Annotated in this window: 18 protein-coding genes; 4 read left to right on the top strand and 14 right to left on the bottom strand. The window is 70.9% G+C overall.

Going from position 1 to position 23,559, the window contains the following annotated elements:
* The 9 genes from EFK50_RS05345 to EFK50_RS22940 all read right to left on the bottom strand — a co-directional run bounded on the left by EFK50_RS05345 (window position 1) and on the right by EFK50_RS22940 (window position 10,615).
* Complete coding sequence (locus EFK50_RS05345; RefSeq protein WP_246004038.1) at window positions 1-1,206, bottom strand: SfnB family sulfur acquisition oxidoreductase; 1,206 nt, start codon at window positions 1,204-1,206, stop codon at window positions 1-3.
* Window positions 1,203-2,393 carry an acyl-CoA dehydrogenase family protein gene (locus tag EFK50_RS05350; protein WP_123226486.1) on the bottom strand — a complete coding sequence of 397 codons (1,191 nt, stop codon included), beginning with the start codon at window positions 2,391-2,393 and terminating at the stop codon, window positions 1,203-1,205. The genes EFK50_RS05345 and EFK50_RS05350 overlap by 4 nt, the downstream gene beginning before the upstream one ends.
* Window positions 2,390-4,072 carry a dipeptide ABC transporter ATP-binding protein gene (locus tag EFK50_RS05355; RefSeq protein WP_123226487.1) on the bottom strand — a complete coding sequence of 561 codons (1,683 nt, stop codon included), beginning with the start codon at window positions 4,070-4,072 and terminating at the stop codon, window positions 2,390-2,392. Before EFK50_RS05355 ends, EFK50_RS05350 begins: the two co-directional genes overlap by 4 nt.
* A complete protein-coding gene (locus tag EFK50_RS05360) occupies window positions 4,069-4,920 on the bottom strand; it encodes an ABC transporter permease (RefSeq protein WP_123226488.1) in 852 nt (283 codons plus the stop codon). Before EFK50_RS05360 ends, EFK50_RS05355 begins: the two co-directional genes overlap by 4 nt.
* Window positions 4,917-5,906, bottom strand: a complete 990-nt coding sequence (locus tag EFK50_RS05365; RefSeq protein ID WP_221177272.1) for an ABC transporter permease — start codon at window positions 5,904-5,906, stop codon at window positions 4,917-4,919. The genes EFK50_RS05360 and EFK50_RS05365 overlap by 4 nt, the downstream gene beginning before the upstream one ends.
* Window positions 5,907-5,947: 41 nt before the next feature.
* Complete coding sequence (locus EFK50_RS05370; RefSeq protein WP_123226490.1) at window positions 5,948-7,585, bottom strand: ABC transporter substrate-binding protein; 1,638 nt, start codon at window positions 7,583-7,585, stop codon at window positions 5,948-5,950.
* On the bottom strand, window positions 7,582-8,997 hold the full coding sequence (locus tag EFK50_RS05375) for an NtaA/DmoA family FMN-dependent monooxygenase (protein WP_123226491.1): 1,416 nt from the start codon (window positions 8,995-8,997) through the stop codon (window positions 7,582-7,584). Before EFK50_RS05375 ends, EFK50_RS05370 begins: the two co-directional genes overlap by 4 nt.
* Window positions 8,994-10,409, bottom strand: a complete 1,416-nt coding sequence (locus EFK50_RS05380) for an LLM class flavin-dependent oxidoreductase (RefSeq protein WP_221177273.1) — start codon at window positions 10,407-10,409, stop codon at window positions 8,994-8,996. Before EFK50_RS05380 ends, EFK50_RS05375 begins: the two co-directional genes overlap by 4 nt.
* A 77-nt stretch (window positions 10,410-10,486) precedes the next feature.
* Entirely contained in the window at window positions 10,487-10,615 is a 129-nt protein-coding gene (locus tag EFK50_RS22940) for a putative leader peptide (protein WP_425454370.1), read from the bottom strand.
* 111 nt (window positions 10,616-10,726) lie between these two features.
* Between EFK50_RS22940 and EFK50_RS05385 the strand changes: the two genes are divergently transcribed.
* Window positions 10,727-11,650 (top strand): LysR family transcriptional regulator, encoded by a 924-nt coding sequence (locus tag EFK50_RS05385; RefSeq protein WP_123226492.1) that lies wholly within the window; start codon window positions 10,727-10,729, stop codon window positions 11,648-11,650.
* Here EFK50_RS05385 and pglX read toward each other — a convergent pair.
* Window positions 11,625-14,396 (bottom strand): BREX-1 system adenine-specific DNA-methyltransferase PglX, encoded by a 2,772-nt coding sequence (gene pglX / locus EFK50_RS05390; RefSeq protein WP_148046061.1) that lies wholly within the window; start codon window positions 14,394-14,396, stop codon window positions 11,625-11,627. The genes EFK50_RS05385 and pglX overlap by 26 nt on opposite strands.
* Window positions 14,397-14,486: 90 nt before the next feature.
* On the opposite strand from pglX, the gene EFK50_RS05395 reads away from it, so the two are divergent.
* Both EFK50_RS05395 and EFK50_RS05400 read left to right on the top strand, forming a co-directional pair.
* On the top strand, window positions 14,487-15,173 hold the full coding sequence (locus tag EFK50_RS05395; RefSeq protein WP_123226494.1) for a response regulator transcription factor: 687 nt from the start codon (window positions 14,487-14,489) through the stop codon (window positions 15,171-15,173).
* Window positions 15,170-17,761 carry a DUF4153 domain-containing protein gene (locus EFK50_RS05400; protein WP_123226495.1) on the top strand — a complete coding sequence of 864 codons (2,592 nt, stop codon included), beginning with the start codon at window positions 15,170-15,172 and terminating at the stop codon, window positions 17,759-17,761. Before EFK50_RS05395 ends, EFK50_RS05400 begins: the two co-directional genes overlap by 4 nt.
* On the opposite strand, the gene EFK50_RS05405 is transcribed toward EFK50_RS05400, so the two are convergent.
* The 4 genes from EFK50_RS05405 to EFK50_RS05420 all read right to left on the bottom strand — a co-directional run bounded on the left by EFK50_RS05405 (window position 17,758) and on the right by EFK50_RS05420 (window position 22,475).
* Entirely contained in the window at window positions 17,758-19,590 is a 1,833-nt protein-coding gene (locus EFK50_RS05405; protein ID WP_148046062.1) for a ribonuclease H-like domain-containing protein, read from the bottom strand. The genes EFK50_RS05400 and EFK50_RS05405 overlap by 4 nt on opposite strands.
* 86 nt (window positions 19,591-19,676) lie before the next feature.
* On the bottom strand, window positions 19,677-20,666 hold the full coding sequence (locus tag EFK50_RS05410; protein WP_123226497.1) for a WYL domain-containing protein: 990 nt from the start codon (window positions 20,664-20,666) through the stop codon (window positions 19,677-19,679).
* Window positions 20,667-20,668: 2 nt separating this feature from the next.
* Window positions 20,669-21,577 (bottom strand): helix-turn-helix transcriptional regulator, encoded by a 909-nt coding sequence (locus EFK50_RS05415; RefSeq protein WP_148046063.1) that lies wholly within the window; start codon window positions 21,575-21,577, stop codon window positions 20,669-20,671.
* 67 nt (window positions 21,578-21,644) lie between these two features.
* The gene (locus tag EFK50_RS05420) at window positions 21,645-22,475 is read right to left on the bottom strand and encodes a PHP domain-containing protein (protein ID WP_246004039.1); all 831 of its coding nucleotides are present in this window, start codon (window positions 22,473-22,475) and stop codon (window positions 21,645-21,647) included.
* 168 nt (window positions 22,476-22,643) lie between these two features.
* On the opposite strand from EFK50_RS05420, the gene EFK50_RS05425 reads away from it, so the two are divergent.
* Complete coding sequence (locus EFK50_RS05425) at window positions 22,644-23,543, top strand: YDG/SRA domain-containing protein (RefSeq protein ID WP_123226499.1); 900 nt, start codon at window positions 22,644-22,646, stop codon at window positions 23,541-23,543.
* Window positions 23,544-23,559 lie beyond the last annotated feature (16 nt).

Consider the following 23,559-nt stretch of genomic DNA (forward strand, 5'->3'; position numbering starts at 1 on the left):
TTACACCTGTCCGTGATTCGGGGGTGGGGTGCCGTCGACGGCCCAGTGGCCGAGGTGCTGGATCTTCCAGGCGACGGGGTCGTGCAGGGTGTGCGTGCGGGCGTTGCGCCAGTGCCGGTCCAGCCCGCTGCCGCCGGCAGCGGCCCGGGTCCCGGAGACCTCGAAGAGCCGGGACCCGGCCTCGATCGCGGCCCGGGCCGTCGAAGCCCGCGCCGCGGCAACAGCCAGGCTCGCGGCCGCGGCACTGCCGGCGGTCAGGTCGGCGTTCGCCCGGTCGACCGCCCTGCCCGCCTCGGCCAGCAGTGCCTCGGCGGCCCGGGTGGCCAGCTCCAGCTCGCCGAACGCGTGCACCACCAGCGGGTCGTCGGCAGCGCGCTCGACCCCGGCATCGGGGTACGGCCGGCTGTGCTCGCGGACGAACCTTCCGGCCTCGGCGACCGCGGCCCGGGCGATGCCGGCGTCGATGGCGGCGTGCAGCAGCTGGGCGAAGGCGCCGTACGTCTGCGGGCCGTCGAAGGTGGTCGCGTACGGCGTGATCAGGTCGGCGTCGACCGCGACGTCCTCCAGCACGACGCTGCCGCTGCCGGTGGTCCGCTGCCCGAGGCCGTCCCAGTCGTCGATCACCTCGACGCCGGGCGCGGTGCGCTCGACCCACGCGACGTGCAGCGGGCCGTCGGTGCCGAGGTGCGCGAGGACCGGGATCCAGTCCGCGAAGAGCGCCCCGGTGGCGTAGAACTTCCGGCCGGTCAGCCTCCAGCCGCTCCCGTCGGGCGTCAGCGTCGTCCGGATCTCCCGAATGTGCCGGGTCCCGCGCTCGGACTGGGCGTTGCCGAACCGCTTGCCGGCCAGCACCTCGCCGAACAGGAACTCGCGCTGCGCGTCGGTGCCCTGCAGCCGCAGCTGGTTGACGTAGACGAAGTGGCTCTGCGGGATCTGGCCGATGTTGGGGTCGGCGGCCGAGAGCAGCCGGATCACCTCGACCAGCGTCTCCACCGGGACGTCTGCGCCGCCGTACCGGGTCGGAACGGTGATCGCCAGCAGCCCGGAGCCGCTCAGCTCGTCCAGCTCGTACGACGGCAGCACCCGCCCCGCGTCCCGCTCGGCAGCACCGTCGGCGAACCCGGCCGCGAGCTCGGCCGCCACGGCGATCGCCTCGGCGGCGGGGAGCACCGGGACGCCGATGCGCTCGGTCGACAGCACGTTCACGGCCGCCTCCGCTGCACGTCCAGCCAGGAGCGCTGGATCTCCGCCCGCGGGCTGGTCCCGTTCAGGGCGTGGTCGCCGACGATCCGGGTCCGGTAGATCGCCGGGTTGTGCGAGGCCAGCGTCCGGGCGTTGCGCCAGTGCCGGTCCAGCCGGAAGCGTTCGGTGACCGCGGAGCTGCCGCCGACCTCGAACAGGTCGCTGGTCAGCCCGAGGACGAGGTCGATCACCTGGGCCTGGGCGCTGAAGGTGGCCAGCTCGGCATCGTCCTGGGATCCCGTGCCCCGGACCAGCGCCTCGACGGCGTCCACCGCCGCCAGGGTGGTGGCGACCGCCGCGAAGCTCGCTGCCGAGATCCCGCCGACGACGTGCTGGACCTGCGGGTCGTCCTTAGGTTCGGGATAGGCCGGGTTGGCGAGGTTGCGGGTCCGGCCGCGCACGAACGCGACCGCGTCGTCGACGGCCCGCAGCCCGATCCCGGACAGCGTCGCCAGGTGCACCAGCTGGAAGAACGCGAACAGGTGCGTCCCGGGAAGGTCGCCGTTGGCGTAGACCTCGACGTCGTCCAGGTGGATCTCGACGTCGTCGAAGACGGTGGTGCCGCTGCCGGTGAGCCGCTGACCGAAGCCGTCCCAGTCGTCGAACCGGGACACCCCCGCCGCCGAGGCCGGCACCAGCACGGTCGCGCTGTGCTCGGCGTCCAGCGAGGCGGTGGTGTGGATCCAGTCCGCGAACAGGCTGCCGGTGGAGTAGAACTTCCGCCCGGAGAGCCGCCAGCCGTCGCCGGAGCGGCTGATCGAGGTCGCGTTCTCCCAGAACGACGGGTTGCCCTGCTCGCTCTGGGCGTTGCCGACCAGCACCCCGGAGGAGAGCCGGTGCAGCCACCGGTCCCGGACGTCAGCATCGGTGGCGAACAGCCGGGTCTCGACGAAGCCGAAGTGCCCGCGGAGCAGCTGCGGCAGGTTCGAGTCGGCCCGGCCCAGCTCGATCAGCTGCCGGAAGAACTGCGGCAGGGTCGCGCCGAGGCCGCCGTGCGAGGTCGGCACCCGGATCTTGCCGAAGCCGGCCTCGCGCAGCCACTCGACCTCCTCGAACGGGAGCCGCCGGTCGGCCTCCCGATCCAGGGCGCCCTCGGCGATCCTGGCGAACACCGGCGCGAACCGCGTGGTGAGCTCGGCATCGGTCGTCATCCCTGCCCCCTCGTCGCCTGCTCCAGCCGGGGCAGCGCGGTCAGCAGTCGCTGGGTGTACTCGTCCTGCGGGCGCAGGAAGATGTCGTCCGCGGTGCCGCGCTCGACCACACGGCCGTCCTTCATCACCAGCACCCGGTCGCTGAGGTGGTGGATCACCCCGAGGTCGTGCGAGATGAAGAGGTACGTCACGCCGAGCTCGTCCTGCAGGTCGGTGAACAGGTCGAGCACCTGGGCCTGGACGGACACGTCGAGAGCGGAGACCGGCTCGTCGCAGACGATCAGCTCCGGCTCGGGCGCGAGCGCGCGGGCGATCGCGACCCGTTGCCGCTGGCCGCCGGAGAGCCGCAGCGGCCCGGTCTCGACGTGCTGGCGGCCGAGGCCGACCTGCTCCAGCAGCCGCACGATCCGGTCGAGCGACTCCTCCTTCGAGGACGGCGGGGTCGGGCCGCGGGTCAGCGCGTCGGCGAGGATCCGGCCGACCGGCCAGCGCGGGTCGAACGAGCTCAGCGGGTCCTGGTAGACCACGCCGACCCGGCTCCGCAGCGGTCGCCGGTCACGGTCGCTCAGGGTGCTCCACGGATTGCCGCGGAGCCGCACCTCGCCGCCCTCGGCACCGAGCAGCGCGAGCGCGATCCGGGCGGTGGTGGTCTTCCCGGAGCCGGACTCGCCGACGATGCCGACGGTCTCGCCGGCGAAGACCTCGAACGAGACGTCGTCGACCACGGTCCTGTCCACGCCGTCCGGGCCGCGGAACACCTTGGTCAGGTGCCGGGCCTCGAGCAGCGGCCTGCCCCGGTCGATCGGCCGCCGGGTGCGCGGCACCGACGTGCTGCCGGCGACCAGGCGAGTCCCACGGGTGTGCTCGGACGGGACCGCGGCGATCAGCGCCCGGGTGTACTCGTGCCGCGGCGCCCGGAGCACCTCGGCCGTCGGGCCGTGCTCGACGATCTCGCCGTGCCGCATCACCGCGACCTCGTCGGCCAGGCGGGCCACCACCGAGAGGTCGTGGCTGATCAGGATGATCGCGGTGCCGCGTTCCTTCGAGGCCGCCAGCAGGTCCAGCACCTGGGCCTGCACGGTGACGTCGAGCGCGGTGGTCGGCTCGTCGGCGATCAGCAGCGGCGGGTCCAGCGCGATCGCCGAGGCGATCAGCGCCCGCTGCCGCAGTCCGCCGGAGAGCTCGTAGGGCCGCTGCCGGGCACGGAGCTCCGGCTCGGGAACGCCGACCGCGTCGAGCAGCTCGACCACCCGCTCGGCCCGTGAGCCCCGGTCGCCCCAGCCGTGCAGCTTGAGCGGCTCCCCCACCTCGTCGCCGACCCGGCGGAGCTGGTCGAGCGAGACCAGGGCGTCCTGGAGCACGAAGCCGATCTCGCTGCCGCGGATGCCGCGCCAGGAGCGTTCGCCGACGTGGCGCAGGTCGGTCGGCCCGAGCTCGAGGCGATCCGCGCGGACCGAGGCACCGGATCCGGTGAGCCCGACCAGGGTGCGGGCGGTGACGCTCTTGCCGGAACCGGACTCCCCGACGATCGCCAGGCAGCGTCCCGGCCGGATGCCGAACGAGATGCCCTTGACCACCTCGGTGCCGCCGAAGGCGACCCGCAGGTTCTCGACGGCGAGCAGGTCGTCCTCCCGCTCGGCGGTGGCGGCGGCTCCGGGCTTCGAGGCGAGGATCGTCATCGTGCAGCTCCTTCCAGTCGGTGTTGCAGCGTGCGGCCGAGCGAGGTGACGGCCAGGGCGACCAGCACGATCACCAGGCCCGGGAGGATCTCCAGCCACCACGACGTGGTGATGTACTGCCGGCCGGCGTCGAGCAGCGCGCCCCACTCCGAGCTCGGCGGCGAGACGCCCAGACCGAGGAACGCCAGCCCGGAGGCCCAGACGATCGACTGGCCGACGCCGAGGGTCATCACCGCGACCAGCGGGCGGATCGCATTCGGGAACAGGTGCCGGCGGATCACCGTCGTCCGCCGGTGCCCGAGCGCGCCGGCGGCTTCGACGTACCCGGACTGTCGGACGCTGCGGACCTGGCCGCGCACCATCCGGGCGTAGCCGGGCGCGGACCCGAGGCCGACCGCAACGATCACGGTGCCGACGGACGGGCCACGGATCGAGATCAGCAGCAGTGCGAGCAGCAGCACCGGGAACGCGAAGACCACCTCGAGCGCGCGGGTGATCACCACGTCGACCCAGCCGCCCGCGAGTCCGGCGGTGAAGCCGAGCAGGATCGCGACGGCCATCGCCAGCGCGGTCGCACCGAGGCCGATGCCGAGGGACTCCCGGGCGCCGTAGACGACCCGGGTGTAGAGGTCGCGCCCGGCGTCGTCGGTGCCGAAGGGGTGACTCCAGGACGGGTGCGCGAGGTTGTTCTGCAGGTCGATCGCGGTCGGGCTGCGGTGGGTCAGCAGCCCGGGGACCAGTGCGGCGAGCACCAGGAACGCCACCACCAGCAGGGCGAGCACGGTCCCGGGACGAGCGCGCAGGTCGAACCGGATTGCCGGTCGCGCTGGCAGGGTCAGCGCGCTCATCGCTGACCTCCCTTGCTCACGGCCAGCCGCGGGTCGACCAGTCGGAACGCGAGGTCGACCAGCAGGTTCGCGACGACGTACACCGCGGCGACGACCAGCACGATCCCGGACACCGTCGGCACGTCCCGGGTGTTCACGGCGGTGACCAGGACCTGCCCGATCCCGGGCCGGCCGTAGATGTTCTCGGCGATCACGGCACCGGAGATCAGCGCACCGAGCGCCCACCCGGAGAGGGTGATCGCCGGCAGCACCGAGTGCCGCAGCGCATGCCGGAGGCGGACCCCCGTGTCGCTCATCCCGCGGGTGCGGGCGGTGGTGACGAACGGCTGGTCGAGGACCTTCTCGAACTCGTCGCGGGTGACCTGACCGAGGAATCCGGCCAGCGGGATCGCCAGGGTCAGCACCGGCAGCACGGTCCCCCAAAGGTCGGTGCCGCCGATCACGGGGAAGATCGGCCACTTCACCGCGAAGAGCACCAGCAGCACCACCCCCACCCAGTACGGCGGCAGGCTGGCGGTGACCGCCTCCCAGGAGGATCCCAGTCCCGAGACGAAGCGGCCGCGCTTGACGGTCAGCAGGGTGATCGTCAGGGCCAGCAGCCAGGCGACCACCAGGGCCGAGAGAGTCAGCACCAGACTCGGCAGCAGCTGGTCGCCGATCACCTGGGTCACCGGGCGGTACTGGGTGAACGAGGTGCCGAGGTCGCCCTGGAAGAGACCGCCCACGTAGTGCAGCCACTGCACCAGGACCGGGTGGTCGAACCCGAACTTCTCGTTGACCGGCGCCAGCTCGGCGGCGCTCCACTTCTGGGAGCGGCCGGTCTGCAGGTTGAGGATCGTGGTGGCCCGGTCGCCGGGGATCAGCAGCTGGGCGAAGAAGGTCACCGAGGCGGCGGCGATCAGCACCAGGACGGCGCTGAGCACCTTGCCCAGCAGGGCCGGCGCCTTGCGGGCCGCCTCCTGGGCCGCCCGTGCGCCCGAGCGCACGGACGGCCGCGTATCGAGAGCGATCGACATGTCAGGTCAGCTCACTTCGTGAAGTAGGCATCCGCGAAGACCGGCTCGCCCTGGCTCTTCTCGAGCCAGAAGTCCTTCAGGTCCTTCGCTGCCGCGTAGGTGCTGTTCTGGGTGTAGAGCGGCAGGGTCACGGCGTTGTCGGAGATGATCTGCTGCGCCTGCTGGTAGAGCTCGCTGGCCTTGGCCGGGTCGGTCGAGGTGTTGGCCTCATCGATCACCCGGGCGAGCTCGTCGTTGTTGTAGAACGACTGGTTGTTGCCGTTCGGGTTGGCCTCGGTCGAGGGCCGCCAGACGATCCAGAGGATCGAGGGGCTCGGGCTGGTCCAGTAGAACGGCGAGGCGTCGTACGCGTCCGGGCCGGAGTACTTCCCGGCGAACACCTCGGCCTGGGTGGCCGGGATCAGCTTCACGTTGAAGCCGATCTTCTTCCACTGCTCCTGGAGCACCTGGAGCACCACGGCGCCCTCGGTGTTGATCACCGCACCGGCCGGGTACGGGAACTTCACGAACAGCTGCTTGCCGTTCTTGGTCCGGTAGCCGTCGGAGTCCCGGCCGGTCCAGCCGGCCTGGTCGAGCAGCGCGTTGGCCTTGTCCGGGTCGTAGGCGTAGTCCTTGGCGGCGTCGGCGTTGTAGTCCGGCGTGGCCTGCGAGACCGCCCCGTTGCCCTCGTAGGGGATCACGCCGTGGAAGCCGGCCTCGACCGCGCTCTTCCGGTCCGCGCCGTAGGAGAACGCCTGCCGGACCAGCTTGTCGGTGAAGACGCCCTTGACGGTGTTGATGTACGCCGAGACCGGCTTGCCCGGGGTGATGTAGAGGGTCGTGTCGAACTTCGACTCGGCCTCCTTCCAGTTCACCGTCGGGACGTCGTACACGACGTCGGTCTGGCCGGTGGTCAGCGAGGCGTAGCGGGAGACCCCGTCGGGGACGAACTTCCACTGCACCTCGTCGACGATCGCCGGGCCCTGGTGCTTGGCGGTGGCCGGCCAGGAGGTGTAGTTCGGGTTCTTCTTCAGGATCACCTCCTGGCCGTGCTTCCACTCCGCGACGGTGAAGCCGCCGGAGCCGATCGGCTGCTCGCAGTTCTCCTTCGCGCTCCGGTTCTTCAGCGCGGTCGGCGACTGGATCCCGAAGTAGCCCTGGGTGATCAGGGTCAGGAACGGCGTGTACGGGTGCGTCAGGGTGATCTCGACGTGGGTGGCGTCGATCGCCTTCGCCGACTTGAAGTACGGGTCGATGGAGACCTTGGCGGTGCTGTTGCCGCCCTTGTTCTCCCAGTAGTCGAAGTTGTAGGCGACGGCCTCCGCGTCGAGCGGGGTGCCGTCGGTGAACTTCACGCCGTCCTTGAGGGTGAAGGTGTAGGTCTTGCCGTCCGGCGAGACCTTCCAGGCCGTGGCCAGCCAGGGCTGGACCTGGTCGTTGTCGTCGAGCGTCACCAGGCCGTCGAGCACCTGGCGGGAGATGTAGGCCTGCTGGATCCAGCCGCCGAAGATGCACGGCGGCTCCTGCTCGTGGGCGTAGACGATGGTGCCGCCCTTCACCGGGGTACCGCCGTTCGCGCTCTCGTCACTGCTGCCGCAGGCGGTCAGCGTCCCGGTCGCGAGGACGGCGGTGGCACCGAGGGCTAGGAGTCGGTGGAGGGGTGTCTTCACTGGATCGCTTCTTTCTTGGTTGGGCTTGCATCGGGGAGGTGGGCTCCCCCGCGGTAACGGGTGGCCGGGTGGGTGTCGGGGAGCCGGTCGCCGGCGCCGAAGATCCGGGCTCGCAGCGACTCGTGGACGTCGTACGACGCCCGCAGCCGGCCGCGCTCGCGGAGCACCGGGACGACCAGCTCGATGAAGTCCCGGGCGGTGTCGTAGGAGTGGTACTGGAGCAGGTTGATGCCGTCGATGCCGACCTCGTCGAGCCAGCGCTCGATCTCGTCGGCGACCACCTCGGGGGTGCCGACGGCGAGCAGCGGCTGGGTGCTCAGGTCGCCGAAGCCGGCCAGGAACTCCCCGACGGTCTGCTCCGGATCGAAAGTTTTCCACCGCCCGACTCCCCCGTCATCGGCGGTGATCTCCTGGAGCTTGGTCTCCGGCGGGAACGCGGTCGGGTCGAACGGCAGCCCGGTGTGCGCGAGGTAGCCGTCCTGGCTGGCGTACTCCTGGAAGGTGGCGAGCTTGGCATCCGCCTCCTGCTGGGTCCGCCCGACGATCACGCCGGCGATGGTGATGAACCGGACGTCGTCCGCCTCGCGGCCGGCGGCAACCGCCTCCTTGCGGATCCGGGCGATGGTCTCCTGCAGCGACTCGACGGTGGCGCCGCCGGTGAAGACCACCTCGGCGTGCTTGCCGGCGAACGCCGAGCCGGCGTCGGAAGCCGTCGCGGTGAAGATCACCGGGGTGCGCTGCCGGGTCGGCGACGGCAGGTGCGGGCCCTCGACCTTGAAGTAGGTGCCGTCGTGGTGGATCGGCCGGATCTTCGCGGGGTCGGCGAAGACGTTGCCGTCGCGGTCCGCAGTGATCGCGTCGTCGTCCCAGGAGCCCTCCCACAGCTTGTAGAGGACGTCGAGGTACTCCTCGGCGAGCTCGTAGCGGTGGTCGTGCTCGACCTCGTCGTCGTGGCCGAAGTTCCGGGCGGCGTTCGGCAGGTAGGAGGTGACCACGTTCCAGCCGACCCGGCCCTTGGTGAGGTGGTCCAGGGTGCTGACCCGGCGGGCCCACGCGAACGGCGGCTCGTACGTCGTGGAGAAGGTGATCCCGAAGCCGAGGTGCTGGGTGACCGCGGCCATCGCCGGGACCACCAGGGCGGGGTCGTTGTTCGGGATCTGCAACCCCTCGCGGATCGAGGTGTCGGCCGAGCCGCGGAAGACGTCGTACGTGCCGATCACGTCGGCGAGGAAGACCGCATCGAAGCCGCCGTCCTCCAGCAGCCGGGCCAGCTCGGTCCAGTAGTCGAGGTCGTTGAACCGCTCCCGGTTGTTGTCCGGCAGCCGCCACAGCCCGTGGGTGATGTGGCTGACGCAGTTCATCTCGAACAGATTCAGGACGAGGCGCTTCTTCTCACCGGGTACGGCGCTCATGACGTCGCGCCGACCCGGACATCGAGCCTGTCGAGATGCGGCTCGCCGAACGCACCGCGGTAGTGGCTCGCCTGGTGCCGCTCGGGCAGCCGGTCGCCGTTGCCGAAGAGCTTCTGCCGCAGGGTGCCCTCGGCGTACTCCCGCTGCTGGAGCCCGCGGGCCTGCAGCACCGGCGTGACGTGGTCGACGAAGTCGTCGTAGGTGCCGGGGATCTCGGCGTTGACCAGGTTGATCCCGTCGATGCCGGCCGCCTGCCAGACCTCGAGGGCGTCCGCGATCTGCTCCGGCGTCCCCACGATCCGGTTGTTGGTGGCGGTGTAGTGCGCGACGTCGCGCAGGGTCGCCGGCCGGTCGGTGACCAGGTCCTTGATCCAGCCCACGATCGACTGCACCCCCTCGGTCTTGATCTCGCCGACGGGGGTGTCCAGGTCCTCGTGCCCGAAGTCGATGCCGACCGCACCGGACATGTGCGAGAGCTGGGCGTCGTAGTCGATCCACTCGTCGAGCTCGGCGGAGATCCGCTTGGCCTCCTCCTCGGTGGAGCCGGGGACGATCAGCAGGCCCTGGAAGAACTTCAGGTCGGTGCGCAGCCGGCCGTAGCTGACCGCGCGGGCCCGGATGTCGGTGGTGTCCCGGGAGGCCGAGGCCGGGTTGGGGGCCTGCACGAAGATCGCCTCGGCGTTCTTGGCGGCGAAGGTGCGGCCGGCCTCGGAGGCCCCGGCCTGGAAGAGCAGCGGGGTGCGCTGCGGCGACGGGCTGACCAGGTGCGGGCCCTCGACCTGGTAGCGCTGGCCGACGTGGTTGATCCGGTGCACCTTGTCGTAGTCGGCGTGGATGCCGGACGCGGCGTCCTGGACCAGCGCGTCCTCCTCCCAGGAGCCCTCCCAGAGCTTGTAGGTGACGTCGACGTACTCGTCGGCCCACCGGTAGCGCTCGTCGTGCGCGGTCAGACCCTCGTGCCCGAAGTTGCGGGACGCGTTCGGCAGGTAGTTGGTCACGATGTTCCAGGCGATCCGGCCCTTGGTGGCGTGGTCCAGCGTGGAGATCCGGCGGGCGAAGTTGAACGGGTGCTCCTGCAGGATGCTCGCGGTGAACGCGATCCCGAGGTGCTCGGTGGCGTAGGCGATCGCGCTGGCCAGCACCGACGGGTCGTTGCTCGGCACCTGCAGGCCCGCCTCGAAGTACTTGCGCTCGTCGCCCCGGTACGGCGCGTAGAGCCCGACCACGTCGGCGAAGAAGATCGCGTCGAACTTCCCGCGCTCCAGGGTCTTGGCGAGGTTGACCCAGTGGTCGAGGTCGTTGAAGTCGGTCTGGCGGGCAGTCGGCCGGCGCCAGGTGCCTTGGACGATGTGGCCGGTCGTGTTCATCACGAACGCGGCGAAGTGCAGGGGTTGCTGAGGACTCTCGGGCATGGCAGGTCTCCGGGGAGTGGAAGGGCACCCCAGCGGGCCGCCGGGGTCGAGTCGGGAGCCGGCGATGCCGGCAGAGCTCACCGACAGAGAGAACTAGCGGTGCGCAGGAGGTCGACGTGGCGACGGACGGTGTGGAACGTCGTGCTCATGGGTCGGTCTCCTCTCGCTGCTCGCTTTGTGTACCAACATAGTAGACTTACTTGCATATCGAATAGCAAGCCGGCGAGGAACGGCGTTGCCGATCACCCCGTCGCCGCCACCGATCACCACGAGCCCGGACGTCGAGCTTGTCGAGACGCCTGAACCAGGAGCAGAAGATGCGCATCGAACAGCTTGAGTACGTCGCCGCGGTCACCCAGTACGGCTCGGTACGTCGCGCCAGCGAGCAGCTGCACGTCTCCCAGCCGGCCGTGAGCGAAGGCATCCGCAAGCTCGAGCGCGAGCTCGGGGTGACCCTGCTCGACCGGAGCCGGGCCGGGTCGAAGATCAGCCTGGCCGGCCGCGAGCTGATCCAGCCGATCGTGGACATCCTCGAATCCGTCGGCCGGCTGCGCACCGCCGCCGGCGACCAGCTCGCGACCAGGCGGCTGGTCCGGGTCGGCACCGTCAACGCCGGCACCGCGTCGCTGGCCCTCCCGGCGATCCGGGCGTTCACCGGCGAGCACCCCGGGTCGTCGGTGGAGATCCGGAACCTGCAGCAGGAGGAGATCCAGCTCGCCCTGATGGAGGGCTCCCTCGACGTCGGCCTGATCAACCTGCTCGACGGCGACGACCTGCCCCCGGAGCTGGAGGCGGACCGACTGCTGGTCGGGCGCCCGGTCGCGGTGGTCCCGGCCGCCCACGCGCTAGCCGCCGCCGACGAGGTCACGACCGACGATCTCCGCGCCGAGCGGTTCGTCGCGATGCGGGCCGGCTACCTGATGTACCGGTTCGCGCACCGGCTGTTCGGCCCCGACCTCCCGGCCGAGTGGCACGCCACCGACGGCGCCGAGATGGGCAAGATGATGGTCGCCGAGGGGATCGGCCTGACGATCCTGCCGGACTACAGCGTCACCGGCGACCCGCTGGAACGGGCCGGCCTGATCGTCACCCGACCGCTCGCCGGCGACCGGACCACCCTCACGCTGGCAGCGGTCCACCGCCGCCAGTCCCGGGTGCCGGCGGCCGTCCGGGACTTCCTCGGACACCTACGCGAGCAGGCCGAGGACGGAGCGCCTAGCCGAGTCCGGGAATCTTCTTGAGCCCCGCACCCAGCCTGGTGTAGTTGACCCGGACGCCGTCGTCGAGGTCCAGGCTCAGCCGTAGGTCGGCCAACGGCTCCAGGACGTCCCGGTCGTACGCCGTCAGCTCCGGCCGCTGGGGTCGCGCGGTGAGGTGCTTGCGGACCGCGACCACCGTCTCCGGGGTGTAACTGTGCAGGTACGTCAGCGCTTGGAACGCCCCTCGCGAGCTGGTGAACATCCAGTAGACCGGGCGCTTCCGGAAGCGCAGCACGTGGTCGGCGTAGAACGACTTCGCCAGGTAGTCGCTTCCGACGGCCTCGGCGACGAAGCGCCGGTTCTCCTCCAGGTGCTCCTCGCCGAAGGTCGCGGCCAGGAAGTCGTCGAGCAGGACGGGGAGAGCCGCTACCGGGATCACGTTGTCGGCGACCTGCTCGACGGGGGCGGCGTACCGCCCGAAGAGGCACCCGACGGCGTACGAGATCAGGTCGCGGACGATGTCTGCTGACGTGGGCACGGCCTGCACCGCGCGATCTGGCCCAGCGACCTCGGCACCGTCGTAGGCACGCGCCAGCAAGCCGTCCAGCTCGTCCTCGATCGCAGCGAGTCGCTGGACCTCGGCGGTGCGCTGCTCCTGCAGCCCGCGGACGTACTCCGCCACCGTCCCGCGCTCGAACCCGGGCGGGACGAAGTCCGGCGAGGTCTCCTGCCGGTTCCACGCACTCCGCTGGAGGTCGACCGCCTCCCGGGCCAGCGCGACGATCCGGTCGCGGTCGGCGTCGGCGTACGGGTCCGGGAGCCGGCGGATCGCCCCGGAGTTGAAGTCGAGTGCGGGCGCGAGCGCCTCCAGGAACCGGCCGGCGACCTCGGAGTTCAGCAGCGCCAGGTAGAAGAGCCGATCCTCCTCGCTGTCCGCGAAGAGGCACTGGCCCTTGGTGTCGAAGATCGAGCCGGGGTCGGCGTACCGGGCGGCGAGGCGGCCGTGCCCGATGGTCGTCCAGGTCACCGACGGCTGGAAGTAGCGGTCCTGGTTCCAGCACTTGGCGTTGTTGGTGCTGATCAGCCCGGCCGCCAGGTTCGCGGCCTTGGTCGCCTTGATCTGCTCGCCGTCGTTGTGCCACTGCACCACTACCTCGTTGGTGCCGAACCAGCGGTGCGCGCGGCCGCCCTTGTTGTACGGCACCCAGGTCGCGTCCCGGCCGAGCGCCTCGGTCGACACCTCCCACCAGTACCGCAGGAACCGCTCGTTGTCGCCGGTCGCCATCCCGGACCGGGTGTCGACGCGCTCCGCGATCGGCGGGAGGTGCGCGAACGCGTCCAGCAGCTCGGGCGTGAGCCAGTACGCGAACACGCCCCCCGGCAACTGGCTGAGCTGGTGCCCGTCCACGTCGAATCGCCGCCCGACCCCCACCCCGGACGTCGAGCCTGTCGAGACGCCCGCACCGCGATAGGCCTCCCGAGCCACCAGCTCCTTCCGGTCCCGCGGCACGTCCACCAGCCGGAAATACGCTCCCGGACCACTCGCCGGTGCGTTCCGCAGCACGAACGCGCAGGTGGTGACGACCTCGCCGCGGCCGACCTCGAAGGCTCCCGGCCCGAGGTGGCTGAGCGTCACCACCGACCAGCGATCCCGTACCGACTCCCGGAGGGCGGTGTAGCTGGGCAGGAACATCCAGCCCTGCATCGTGATCATCCCGACGAGCCCGCCCGGCCGGGCCAGCGCCATCGCCCGGCCGATGAACGCGGCGTACAGGTCCAGCTTCCCGGCCAGCTGGTCCTGCCGGAGCCGCTCGACGAGCAGGTCGCTGAGGTTCTTGCTGCCCAGGTACGGCGGGTTGGTGACGACCACGTGGTAGTCGCCGGAGAGGTACGCGGCCTGCTCCCGCACCAGTCGCTCCCGGGGCCGGTCGCTGCGTCGCGGCAGCTCCCCGGGCCGGATCAGCGAGCCGAACGTGTCCGCGTGCTCGAACGCGTTCCAGTCCCCCGCGGGCAGCTCGGTGAGCTCGTCGGCCGTGAACGACACCGGTCGCAGCGCGCAGACCTGCGGCTCGATCGGCCCCGTCATCCCCCGCTGCCGCGCCTTCATCGTCAGCGCGAACGACGCCAGCGCCGCCACGTCCGGGTCGATCTCCACGCCGTACAGGTTGCGGGTGAGGATCAGCTGCGGGATCTCCGCGGCGTCGTACCCGGCCTCGGTGTAGATCGCGTGCAGCAGGTCGAAGGCGTAGGTCAGCATGTGCCCGGAGCCGCAGGCCGGGTCGAGCACGGTGAGGTCTTCGGGCCCGCTGATCCGGAGGAAGTCGGTGTCCGGCTCGGCCGGGGTGACGTAGTACGGCATCTGCTCGGCCAGCCGCGATTCCGGATGATTCAGCAGCCACAGCCGTCCGAGGGTGTTCTCGACGAGGTGCCGGACGATCCAGTGCGGGGTGAAGAGCTGGGTCGCCGCCGGGATCTCGGCCGGGCCGGCCTTCCGCCGCTGCTTGAAGCCGGCGAAGACCTGGTCCTTGCGCTCGGCGATCCAGGCCTGGTGCAGCCACCCGACCACCTCGACGTCCTGGCAGACCTCGTCGGTCAGCACCTCACGGACCCGCGCTCGGACGTCGGCCGGACTCGCGGGCGCCTCGAAACCGGCCGCTCCGACTACGGCGGCCACCCGCTCCTGCACGAGCCCCATGAAGCAGAGGTACGCCGCGCGCTCCCCCAGCTCCCGCTGCAGCTCCGCGCGCACCGAGGTCACCAACGATCGCAGCGCACTCGCCCGGGGCACCTCGGCATCCTCTCAGACCGGCCGGGACCTGCACACAACCTTCACACGTCGCCGACGACTTCTGACCGGTCCGGCTCCTAGGCTCGGAACATGCCCGCACCCTCCAGGATCCTCGTGGTCGAGGACGACGCCGTGATCAACCAGGCGGTCACCGACCGGCTCCGCGGCGAGGGGTACGAGGTCGACCAGGCCTGGGACGGCCCGGGGGCGGTCGCGCTCTTCGCGGAGACCGACCCGGACCTGGTGCTGCTGGACGTGATGCTCCCCGGGTACGACGGCCACGAGGTCTGCCGCCGGATCCAGGCCGAGCGCCCGGTCCCCGTGCTGATGGTCACCGCCCGGGACGACGAGACCGACATCCTGGTGGGCCTCGGCGTCGGCGCCGACGACTACCTGACCAAGCCGTTCCGGATGCGCGAGCTGGTGGCCCGGGTGGCCGCCCTGCTCCGCCGGGTGGAGCGAGCGACGACACTGGCCTCGCGGTCCGAGGTCGCGTTCGGCGACCTGCGCATCGACGCCGGCTCGCGCCGGGTCCAGGTCGGCGACGCCGAGGTGCACCTGACCCCGATCGAGTTCGACCTGCTGCTCTGCCTGGCCGGCAGCGTCGGCGTGGTCCTCACCCGGGAGAGCCTGTACGCCGAGGTCTGGGGTTGGTCGGGCGCCTCGGGCACCCGGACGGTCGACAGCCACGTCAAGGCGCTGCGCGCCAAGATCGGCGCGGACCGGATCCGCACCGTCCACGGCGTCGGCTACGCACTCGAGCCGGGTGCCTCGTGAACCGGGCGCTCGACGGGGTCAACTCGGTCAAGGTCAAGCTCGGCCTGCTGGTCGCGATCAGCGTCGTGGTGGCCTCGGTGGTCGCGGCGATCGGCGCCGGCAGCGGGGTGGGCTTCTGGCTCAGCATCCCGGTCACGGTGGCGCTGGCGCTCGGTGTGACCCAGCTGCTCGCGGTCGGGATGACCTCGCCGCTGCGGGAGATGACCGCGGTCGCGCGGCAGATGGCCCGCGGTGACTACTCGGGCCGGGTGACCGCCACGTCGAGCGACGAGGTCGGCGACCTGGCGCGTGCCTTCAACCGGATGGCGGAGGACCTCGCCGCGGTCGACCGGCAGCGCCGCGAGCTGGTCGCGAACGTCAGCCACGAGCTCCGGACGCCGCTCACCGCACTCTGCGCGGTGCTGGAGAACCTGGTCGACGGGGTGGCCGAGCCGGACCCGGTCACCCTCGGGACCGCGCTGGCCCAGGCCGAGCGTCTTTCCGCACTCGCCTCCGACCTGCTCGACCTCGCCCGGGTCGATGCCGGTCACGCCGAGCTCACCACGACCGCCGTACCGGTGCGGGCACTCCTGGAGCGCGCCGTGGCCGAGGCACGGGTGGTCGGCCGCGCGGTCACCTACGAGGTCAGTGTCACGCCGGCCGCGATGACCGCCCCGGTGGACGAGCCCCGGGTGCACCAGCTGGTCGCGAACCTGCTGGACAACGCGTCCCGGCACAGCCCCGTCGGCGGCGTGGTCCGGATCTCCGCGGTGGACCTGCCCGAGGGCTGGCGCCTGGAGGTCACCGACCAGGGCCCCGGCCTGCCGGTCAGTCTGCGGGACCGGGTCTTCGAGCGCTTCGGAAGCTTCACCGACACCGAGGGCGGCGGGGGCACCGGGCTCGGCCTGGCGATCGCCCGCTGGGTGACCGACCTGCACGGCGGCACCATCGGCTTCATCGACCCCGAGCCCGGCGCGACCGGTGCCCGGGTCCGCGTCGACCTCCCCCGCGAACCACGGCAGCGCACGCAGCCGCCCAGCACGGACCTTTCCCCGACGACCCAGGAGCCCGTGATGACACAGCCCCCTCTGCCCCCGTACCCGACGTCGCGCCGCGAGCCGGTCCCACCGCCCCCGTCCCCGCCGCAGGTGCCGACGACCGACCCGCTCTTCGGCAGCTTCTGGCCGGAGGTCAACCTCTCCGGGAACGCCCTCGCCGTCGTCGCGTCCGTCGCGGTCGGCGTCCTGGCCGCCCTGTTGTTCCCGGACTACAACCTGGGCCTGGGCACGTTCCTCGTGCTGCTCGCCGCGGGCGCGACGGTGCTCCGCTTCAGCGTGAACCGCCGGTCGCCGTTCACCCTCGCCTGCGCTGTTCTGTGCGCGTTGCTGGCGTCCACGGTGATGATCCGCGACGCCGAGTGGGTGGTCGTCCTCTGCCTCTTCGCCGGCGGAGCGGTCTGCGTCGCCGGGCTCGTCAACGGACGCACGCTGCCCGCTTTCGTCCTCGCCGGCATTTCCTGGCCGCTGGCCGGCATCCGCGGCCTCCCCTGGCTCGGTCGGTCGTTGCGCGAGATCACCGGTGCGCGCAACGCGGCCGTGCTCCGCACCGTGGTGCTGTCGGTGTTGGGCCTCATCGTCTTCGGCGCGCTGTTCGCCTCCGCCGACGCCCTGTTCCGGGAGTGGGCCGACGCCGTGCTCCCGGAGCTCGAGCTCGACTCCGTGATCCTGCGCGCGTTCATCACCGTCGCGGTCGGCGGCGCGGTGCTGGCGGCGTCGTACCTGGCGCTGAACCCGCCGCGGGTCGAGCCGAACGGCGGCCCGGCGCGCCCGGTCGCTCAGCGCTACGAGTGGCTGGCGCCGGTGCTGCTGATCGACGGCGTGTTCCTGGTCTTCCTCGGTGCGCAGGTCACGGTGATGTTCGGCGGCCACGACTACCTGGCCCGCACCACCGGCCTGACCTATGCCGAGTACGTGCACCAGGGCTTCGGCCAGCTCACGGTCGCGACCGCGCTGACCTTGCTCGTGGTGTGGGCCGCCGCCCGCAAGGCACCCCGGACGACGCGGGAGGACGTCGCCTGGTTGCGCGGTTCGCTCGGACTGCTGTGCACCCTCACGCTGGTCGTGGTCGGCTCGGCGCTGTACCGGATGCACGTCTACCAGGACGCCTACGGCTTCACCCGGCTGCGGCTGGTGGTGGACGTCTTCGAGGGCTGGCTCGGATTGGTCGTGATCGGTGTGATGGTGGCGGGCCTGACCGCCGGAGCGGCCTGGGTCGGGCGGGCCGCCCTGCTCAGCGGCGCGACGGCGCTCCTGCTGCTGGCCGCGATCAACCCGGACGCATGGATCGCGGAGCACAACGTGAGCCGGTACGCCGAGACCGGCAAGATCGACTTCGACTACCTCCGCGGGTTGTCCGCGGATGCCGCTCCGGCGCTGGCGAAGCTGCCGGAGGACGTCATCGACTGCGCCCTGGTCCGCGAGCCCCGGGACGACGCCTGGCTCGAGTGGAACCTCGGCCGGCACCGCGCGGAGTCGATCCTGAAGGAGCACCAGGGCGACGCCGAGCTGACCGGGTCCGAGTGCGAGCGGGCGGCGGTCGTCGTCCGCTAGGGCGTCCAGTCCTCGATCCTCGGGAGCGAGTCGAAGTGCTCGCGCAGCCAGCTGCGCACCTCGTACGTCGCTCGTACGTCGTCGCCGTTGTACCGGTGCAGCCACTCGATCGCGGACTGGTCACCCGCGACGGCCTTCCCGTGCTGGAGCATCGAGAAGTCGCCCCCGGTGTCGCCCTCGTCCCAGCTGGCCCCGATCGCCTTCCCGACGTTCTTCAGACTGCGGCCGTGGCCGGTCAGCACGTGGCGGTCCCAGACGACAGCCAGGTCGATCCACTCCGCATCGATCACGGCGTTCAAGTCGTCGAGTGACGGAAGGTCAGGGTGGGCCGCGGCGTTGACGATCCGCCGCATCTCCCGGATCTCGGCGTTGGTCCAGTAGTAGACGCGGATCGCACCGCCCAGCGCTGCTGCCCGCTCCCGCTGCTCGGCCAGCCAGGTCCAGAACCGGAGGAACACCTCGGCCTCGGCGAGGGCGGTGAGCTCGGCGTAGGTGTCGAACGGACGGTAGTCCTCGACGACGCCTCGGACGACCGGGAGCGCGCCCCAGAGGTAGACCCGCCCGTTCTCACTGACCGAGCTGGCGCTGGACTCCATGTCGACGTCGATCTCGATGACGGCCGGGGACAGGTCGAGCGTGGCCACGCCACGCTGCTTGTGCGGCACGCCGGCGCCGATCGCCCGGGCGGTGTCGATGTGCTTGACGAAAGAGGCCCCACCCGGGCCGGTGCCGCTGAACGCGAGCGTCTCGGCGTGCAGCCGACCGTGGAGGTCGCCGGCGGTGGTGCAGCCGAGCGAGGCGAGCTCGACGAGGAGCTCCGGACGCTTGTCGAGGAGCTCCGCCAGCGGTGTCTCGCCGGTCGCACTCTGCACCTTGGCGAGCATCGGCCCGGTCAGGGCCGAGACCACCGACGCGGTCAACGGGTCCAACGCGGCCAGGTCTGCACGTCTCAGCACCCCGCGGGCGGTGAACGCCTCGAACCAGTCCGCCTTGAAGCTCGGAAGCAACGAGATGTGGTCGTCGTCGAGAAGCTCGGCCGAGCAGGTCGCCGACCATGGGCACCTCTCGCACTCCGGGACGGCCATCGGCAGCACCCGGCGCGGGCTCGTCGGATCGCCGGCGCGCGCAGTGGCATGCGCGGCCACCTCGATCCGGAAGCCGAACTCGTGGTCGTAGCTCTCCTGCAACGAGACGGGGTCCGCCGACCAGCCGACCTTCTCGGTCGGCGCAGCGAGATCGAGCCAGACCAGGTCTCCGGAGCGGTCGATCACGGCTCCCCGAGGGGCACCGGAGACGAACCCGAGAGCCTCGAGCGCGCGCCAGTAGTGCGCCAGCGCGAATGCGTTCTGGATCACCCGGTCGGCCTTCCAGGTGGCTCCGGCACGGTCGACGAGCTCCGCCGGCGCCGCGAGCGTCGAGACCCGCACCGTCTTCTTGGCGTGCGACTGGGTGACACCGTGCAGCTGGATCTCGACGGGAACGTAGCCCGCCGCTTCGCGCAGCAGGATCCGCGGACTACCCATCCGGCCGTTCGCCGCGTCGATCGGCAGCCGCGGGTACAGGATCAGCTCAGCGCCAGACTCCAGCGCGGCAAGGGTCTGGGCCTCGGCGTCCGGCCCGGGTTGGACCACGGTCGCCGAAGGGTGCAGCCGGGCGAGCTGCGCGAGGATGTCGGTCCGGTAGTCGGCCGCCGCGTCCAGGTGCCCCTGGGCGGTGGTGGAGACCTCGGAGCGCTCGGCGGCGGCTGGCGGCAGCACGTCGTACTGGACCCGGACCGCGCAGCTCGACGCGGCGCGCGGGCCGAGCGGCTTCACGGTCGTTGGGCTCACGGGTCCTCCAGGTGGTTGCGGGAACAGAGGCTACGGCGAGCCCCCGACAGAGGGGCGACGAAGGCGTGGAGGCCTTGAGGACCAGGTCACGCCCGAACAGCCCCGCCCTGCCCCCGATGGTGGGCAAGCAGCTGCTGGGCGACGTCGGCCAGCGCCGAGATCATCCCCGGAGGATCAACCACCCGAGCATCAGCCCCAGCCGCCAGCAGCAACAGGCCGACTCGGCGCTCCACCGGAGCCAGCAGCTCCAGATCCAGCGTCACGTCCTCCTCGTCGTCGCCGACGACGGTGACCTGCTCGGCGTACATGTCCGCAGCCCAGCGCGCCGCGTGCGGCACTCGCACCCGGACGGTCCGCGTGCTCCGCTGCTCCACCAACCGCGCCTCCAGGTCCGCGGGCGGTTCGAAGCTCTCGTCCAGGACGTCGTACGAGCGGAGGTTGGAGAGCAGGTACGTGCGCAGCTGCCCGTCCGCGTCCGGCGGCCCGGCGTCGATCTCCCACCCGCGGCGGGTCTGCACCAGCCGGTACGGGTCGATGACCCGGTCGATGACGCCTTCGCTCCAGGCCCGGGAGTACACGATCCGGACTCGCCGGTGATCGCGCGCAGCGTCCTGCAGCAGCTCGAGCCCGGTGCCGCTGGCTGTCTCGGACTCGATCGGCTGCCCGACCATGGTCTCGGCCAGAACGTCCAGCGCCCCCTGCAGGTGCGGGTCGTCGGGGTCGATCTCCTGAAGGGCGAGTGCAGCGTTGTAGATCAGGCCCAGCTCGCGGGCGTCGACGTACTCGACCCCGAGCTCGTCGCGCTGCCGGTCGTCGCTGAGCCGGACTACTTCGGCGTCGTTGGGGTCGACGTCGCTGCCGTCCGGGCCGAGGAAGTCGAGGGTCGGCGGTCGGGTGAGACCGAGGAACCCGTTGAGGTCGGCGGTGAAGAAGGCGAGCAGGTCGGCGCGGAGCTCCGCCGGCGGCGCGCCGACGCGTGCGGCGAGAGTGGCCAGCGGGAGCCCGTTCGGGTGGGCGGCGAGGATCGTGAAGACCTCGGGCAACCGGGCGAAGCGTTGCGCGTACTTCGGAGGCATCGTCACTCCCCCGCCATGAACGCGAGCTCGTCGAGCAGCTCGGTTCGGATCTCGTCGGGTCCGAGCACCTGGACGCGCGGCCCGAGCTCGTAGATCCGGGAGCGCAGCGCAGCCCGGTGGGTGACGACGTAGGTCAGCTCGATGTCGTTGCCGGCCTCGCGCTCGGACGCAGGCGCACCGAGCCAACGCCGTACGTCGGGGGCGAACTCGGCAGGCGCACGCAAGGTGACCTCGACCGGTGGGTCGATCTCCCAGCTCATCGGGTTCAGCCCGGGGTGCCGGGAGGTCTCCAGGCGGACCGCGGGCGTGGTCGCATCGGCGGCGACCTCACTCATCCGGGAGATCACGAAGGACTTGACGACGTCGGAGCCGTCCTCGTGGCCGCGCAGGTACCAGGTGCCGTTCTGGGTGCGGGCGGACTCCGGGTGCACGGTCCGCAGCGAGCCGGCGTACCGGAAGCGGAGGATGCAGCCGAGCCGAAGCGCCTCGGACACCGTCGACATCGCCTGGTCGCCGTCACCGGGGACGGCGGTGATCACGTCGGCGGGGCGTTCGGAGGCCGGCAAGCCGAGGCGTTCCACGAGGTCGTCCCGGTTGACCAGGAGAACGGCTCGGAGCAGGGCAGCCTGTTGCTCGGGGGTGAGCTTGACGGCGATCCGGTTGTCGACGGTCACCATCCGGTAGATGCCGTGGTTGCCCTCGCCGCCGACGTTGTCGATCTGCCAGCCGAGGGCGCGCAGGTGACGGAACTCGCGGCCGAGCTGGCTGATGGTGTCCTCACCGTCGAACCCGGCGATCTCTGCCAGGTTGGTGGCGGCGACCCCGTGGCGTCCGGCCTGGTGCAGAACGGCGACGAGCCGCACCAGCCGCTCCATGGGGAGGCGCTGCTTGCCGCCGAGTTGGGTGTCCACCTGGACAGTCTGCCGAGTCGCGGAGGCGGGACCACTGATATCCGGCCCAACACGCGGGACGGACCGGTCAGAGGTTGCCGAGCAGCCGCTGGAACTCGTCTGGATCGGTGAGGTTGCAGCCGAGATCGTGGTTCGCCTTGCGGCTGCCGTGGTAGTCGCTGGACCCGGTCGCCACCAGCTCGAGCTCCTGGGCCAGTGCCCGCAGGTCGGCCCGGGTCCGGGCGTCGTGCTCCTGGTGGTCGACCTCGATGCCAGCGAGACCGAGGGCAGCAAGCTGGTCGAACCGCTCGTCGGAGACCGCACGCCCCCGCTGCCCCCGAGCATGCGCCAGTACGGCGACTCCCCCGGCGGCGTTCAGTACGCCGATCGCCTCTTCGAGGGTCGGCGCGTACCGCTCGACGTAGGCCCGACCGTGCGGGGCCAGGAACTCCTCGAAGGCGGTCTGCTGATCGGGAACGTGCCCGTCCCGCACCATGATCGCGGCCACGTGCGGCCGCCCGATCGAGCCGGCCCCGGCCTCGGTACGGATGGCTTGCTCGTCGAGGTCGATGCCGAGGCCGCGGAGTTTGGAGAGCAGCGTCGGGATCCGGCCGTCGCGAGAATCCGTCCCGCGCTGCAGCATCGCAACCAGGGCCGGGTGCGCAGGATCGAACCCGTACCCCAGCAGATGCTGCCCCCGCCCCCGGTCCTTGGTGGCGAGCTCGATGCCGCGGATCAGTCGGATGCCATGGTGGTCAGCGGCGATCTGAGCATCCGCCCAGCCCGCGGTGGTGTCGTGGTCGGTCAGCGCAACCACGTCCAGCCCGGCTTGTGCTGCCTTCGCCATGAGGGTGCCCGGGTCGTCGGTGCCGTCGCTGCGGTCCGAGTGGGTGTGCAGGTCGATCCTCAGGTTGCTCACGTGCCTTCCAGTCTTCGATTCGCGCGAAGCCAGCGTCTCACCTCGCACGTCGCTCGCGGGGTCGCTGCCGAACTTCGGCGTTCCCCCACGCGATCTCAACAGCTCAGCCAAGCTACGTGAGGGAGCACGTCAAGTGGGGAAGGTGAACACCGAAGGGGTGTCACAGCAGTGGCCGAGTACGTCCGAGGCGAGATACCGGGTCAGCCAGTAGGCACGACCTACCTCAATCGCCGTGACGCCGCGGACAAGAAGGTCCACCAAGTCACCGTCCAGGGCATTGCAGGGAACACAGAGGTCGGCGCCGTCTCGATTGTGATCAATGGCGGGTATGTCGACGACGAAGATCACGGTCACTACGTGATCTACACAGGCGCCGGCGGCAACGACCCCGGGACCAAGAGGCAGATTGCAGACCAAAGTCTGACCTACATGTCCAACGCCGCATTGGTGGTCAGCCAAGAAAACGGCTACCCGATCCGCGTCCTACGCGGGGCCAAGGGCGACCATCCAGATTCGCCGACGACGGGACTGCGCTACGACGGCCTCTTCCAAGTCACGGACCACTGGTCTGAACCAGGTAAGGACGGGTTTCTGATCTGGCGATTCCGTCTCGACCAGATCGACACCCAGACAGCCACAACCTTCGCCCCTGGTGTTGATCCGACAGCGGAGACTCCACCTCCCGGAGTCTCCGCGCCAAGTCGAACGTCTGGCGTTGTCGTGCGTGTGGTGCGCAGCACCGCGGTCAGTGACTGGGTCAAGAAGATCCACAAGAACACATGCCAGATCTGCGGTATCCGCCTCACGTTGGCGGGCGGCGCGTACTCCGAAGGCGCCCACGTCCGCGCCCTTGGAGCGCCGCACAATGGACCCGACACGGCCGACAATCTGCTGTGCCTGTGCCCCAACGATCACGTGCTGTTCGACCAGGGCGCGATCTACATCGAGGACGATCTGACGGTTCGGTCTCACACAGGCGCCGCTCTCGGCACGTTGACGACGAATACCGGACACTCGATCGACGTCGCGCACCTGAAGCAGCATCGCAACAGGTTCGGGTTCCCCTGATCTGGCCCTAGCCAGC

The organism is Nocardioides marmoriginsengisoli, from assembly GCF_003725695.1.
Taxonomy (GTDB): domain Bacteria; phylum Actinomycetota; class Actinomycetes; order Propionibacteriales; family Nocardioidaceae; genus Marmoricola; species Marmoricola marmoriginsengisoli.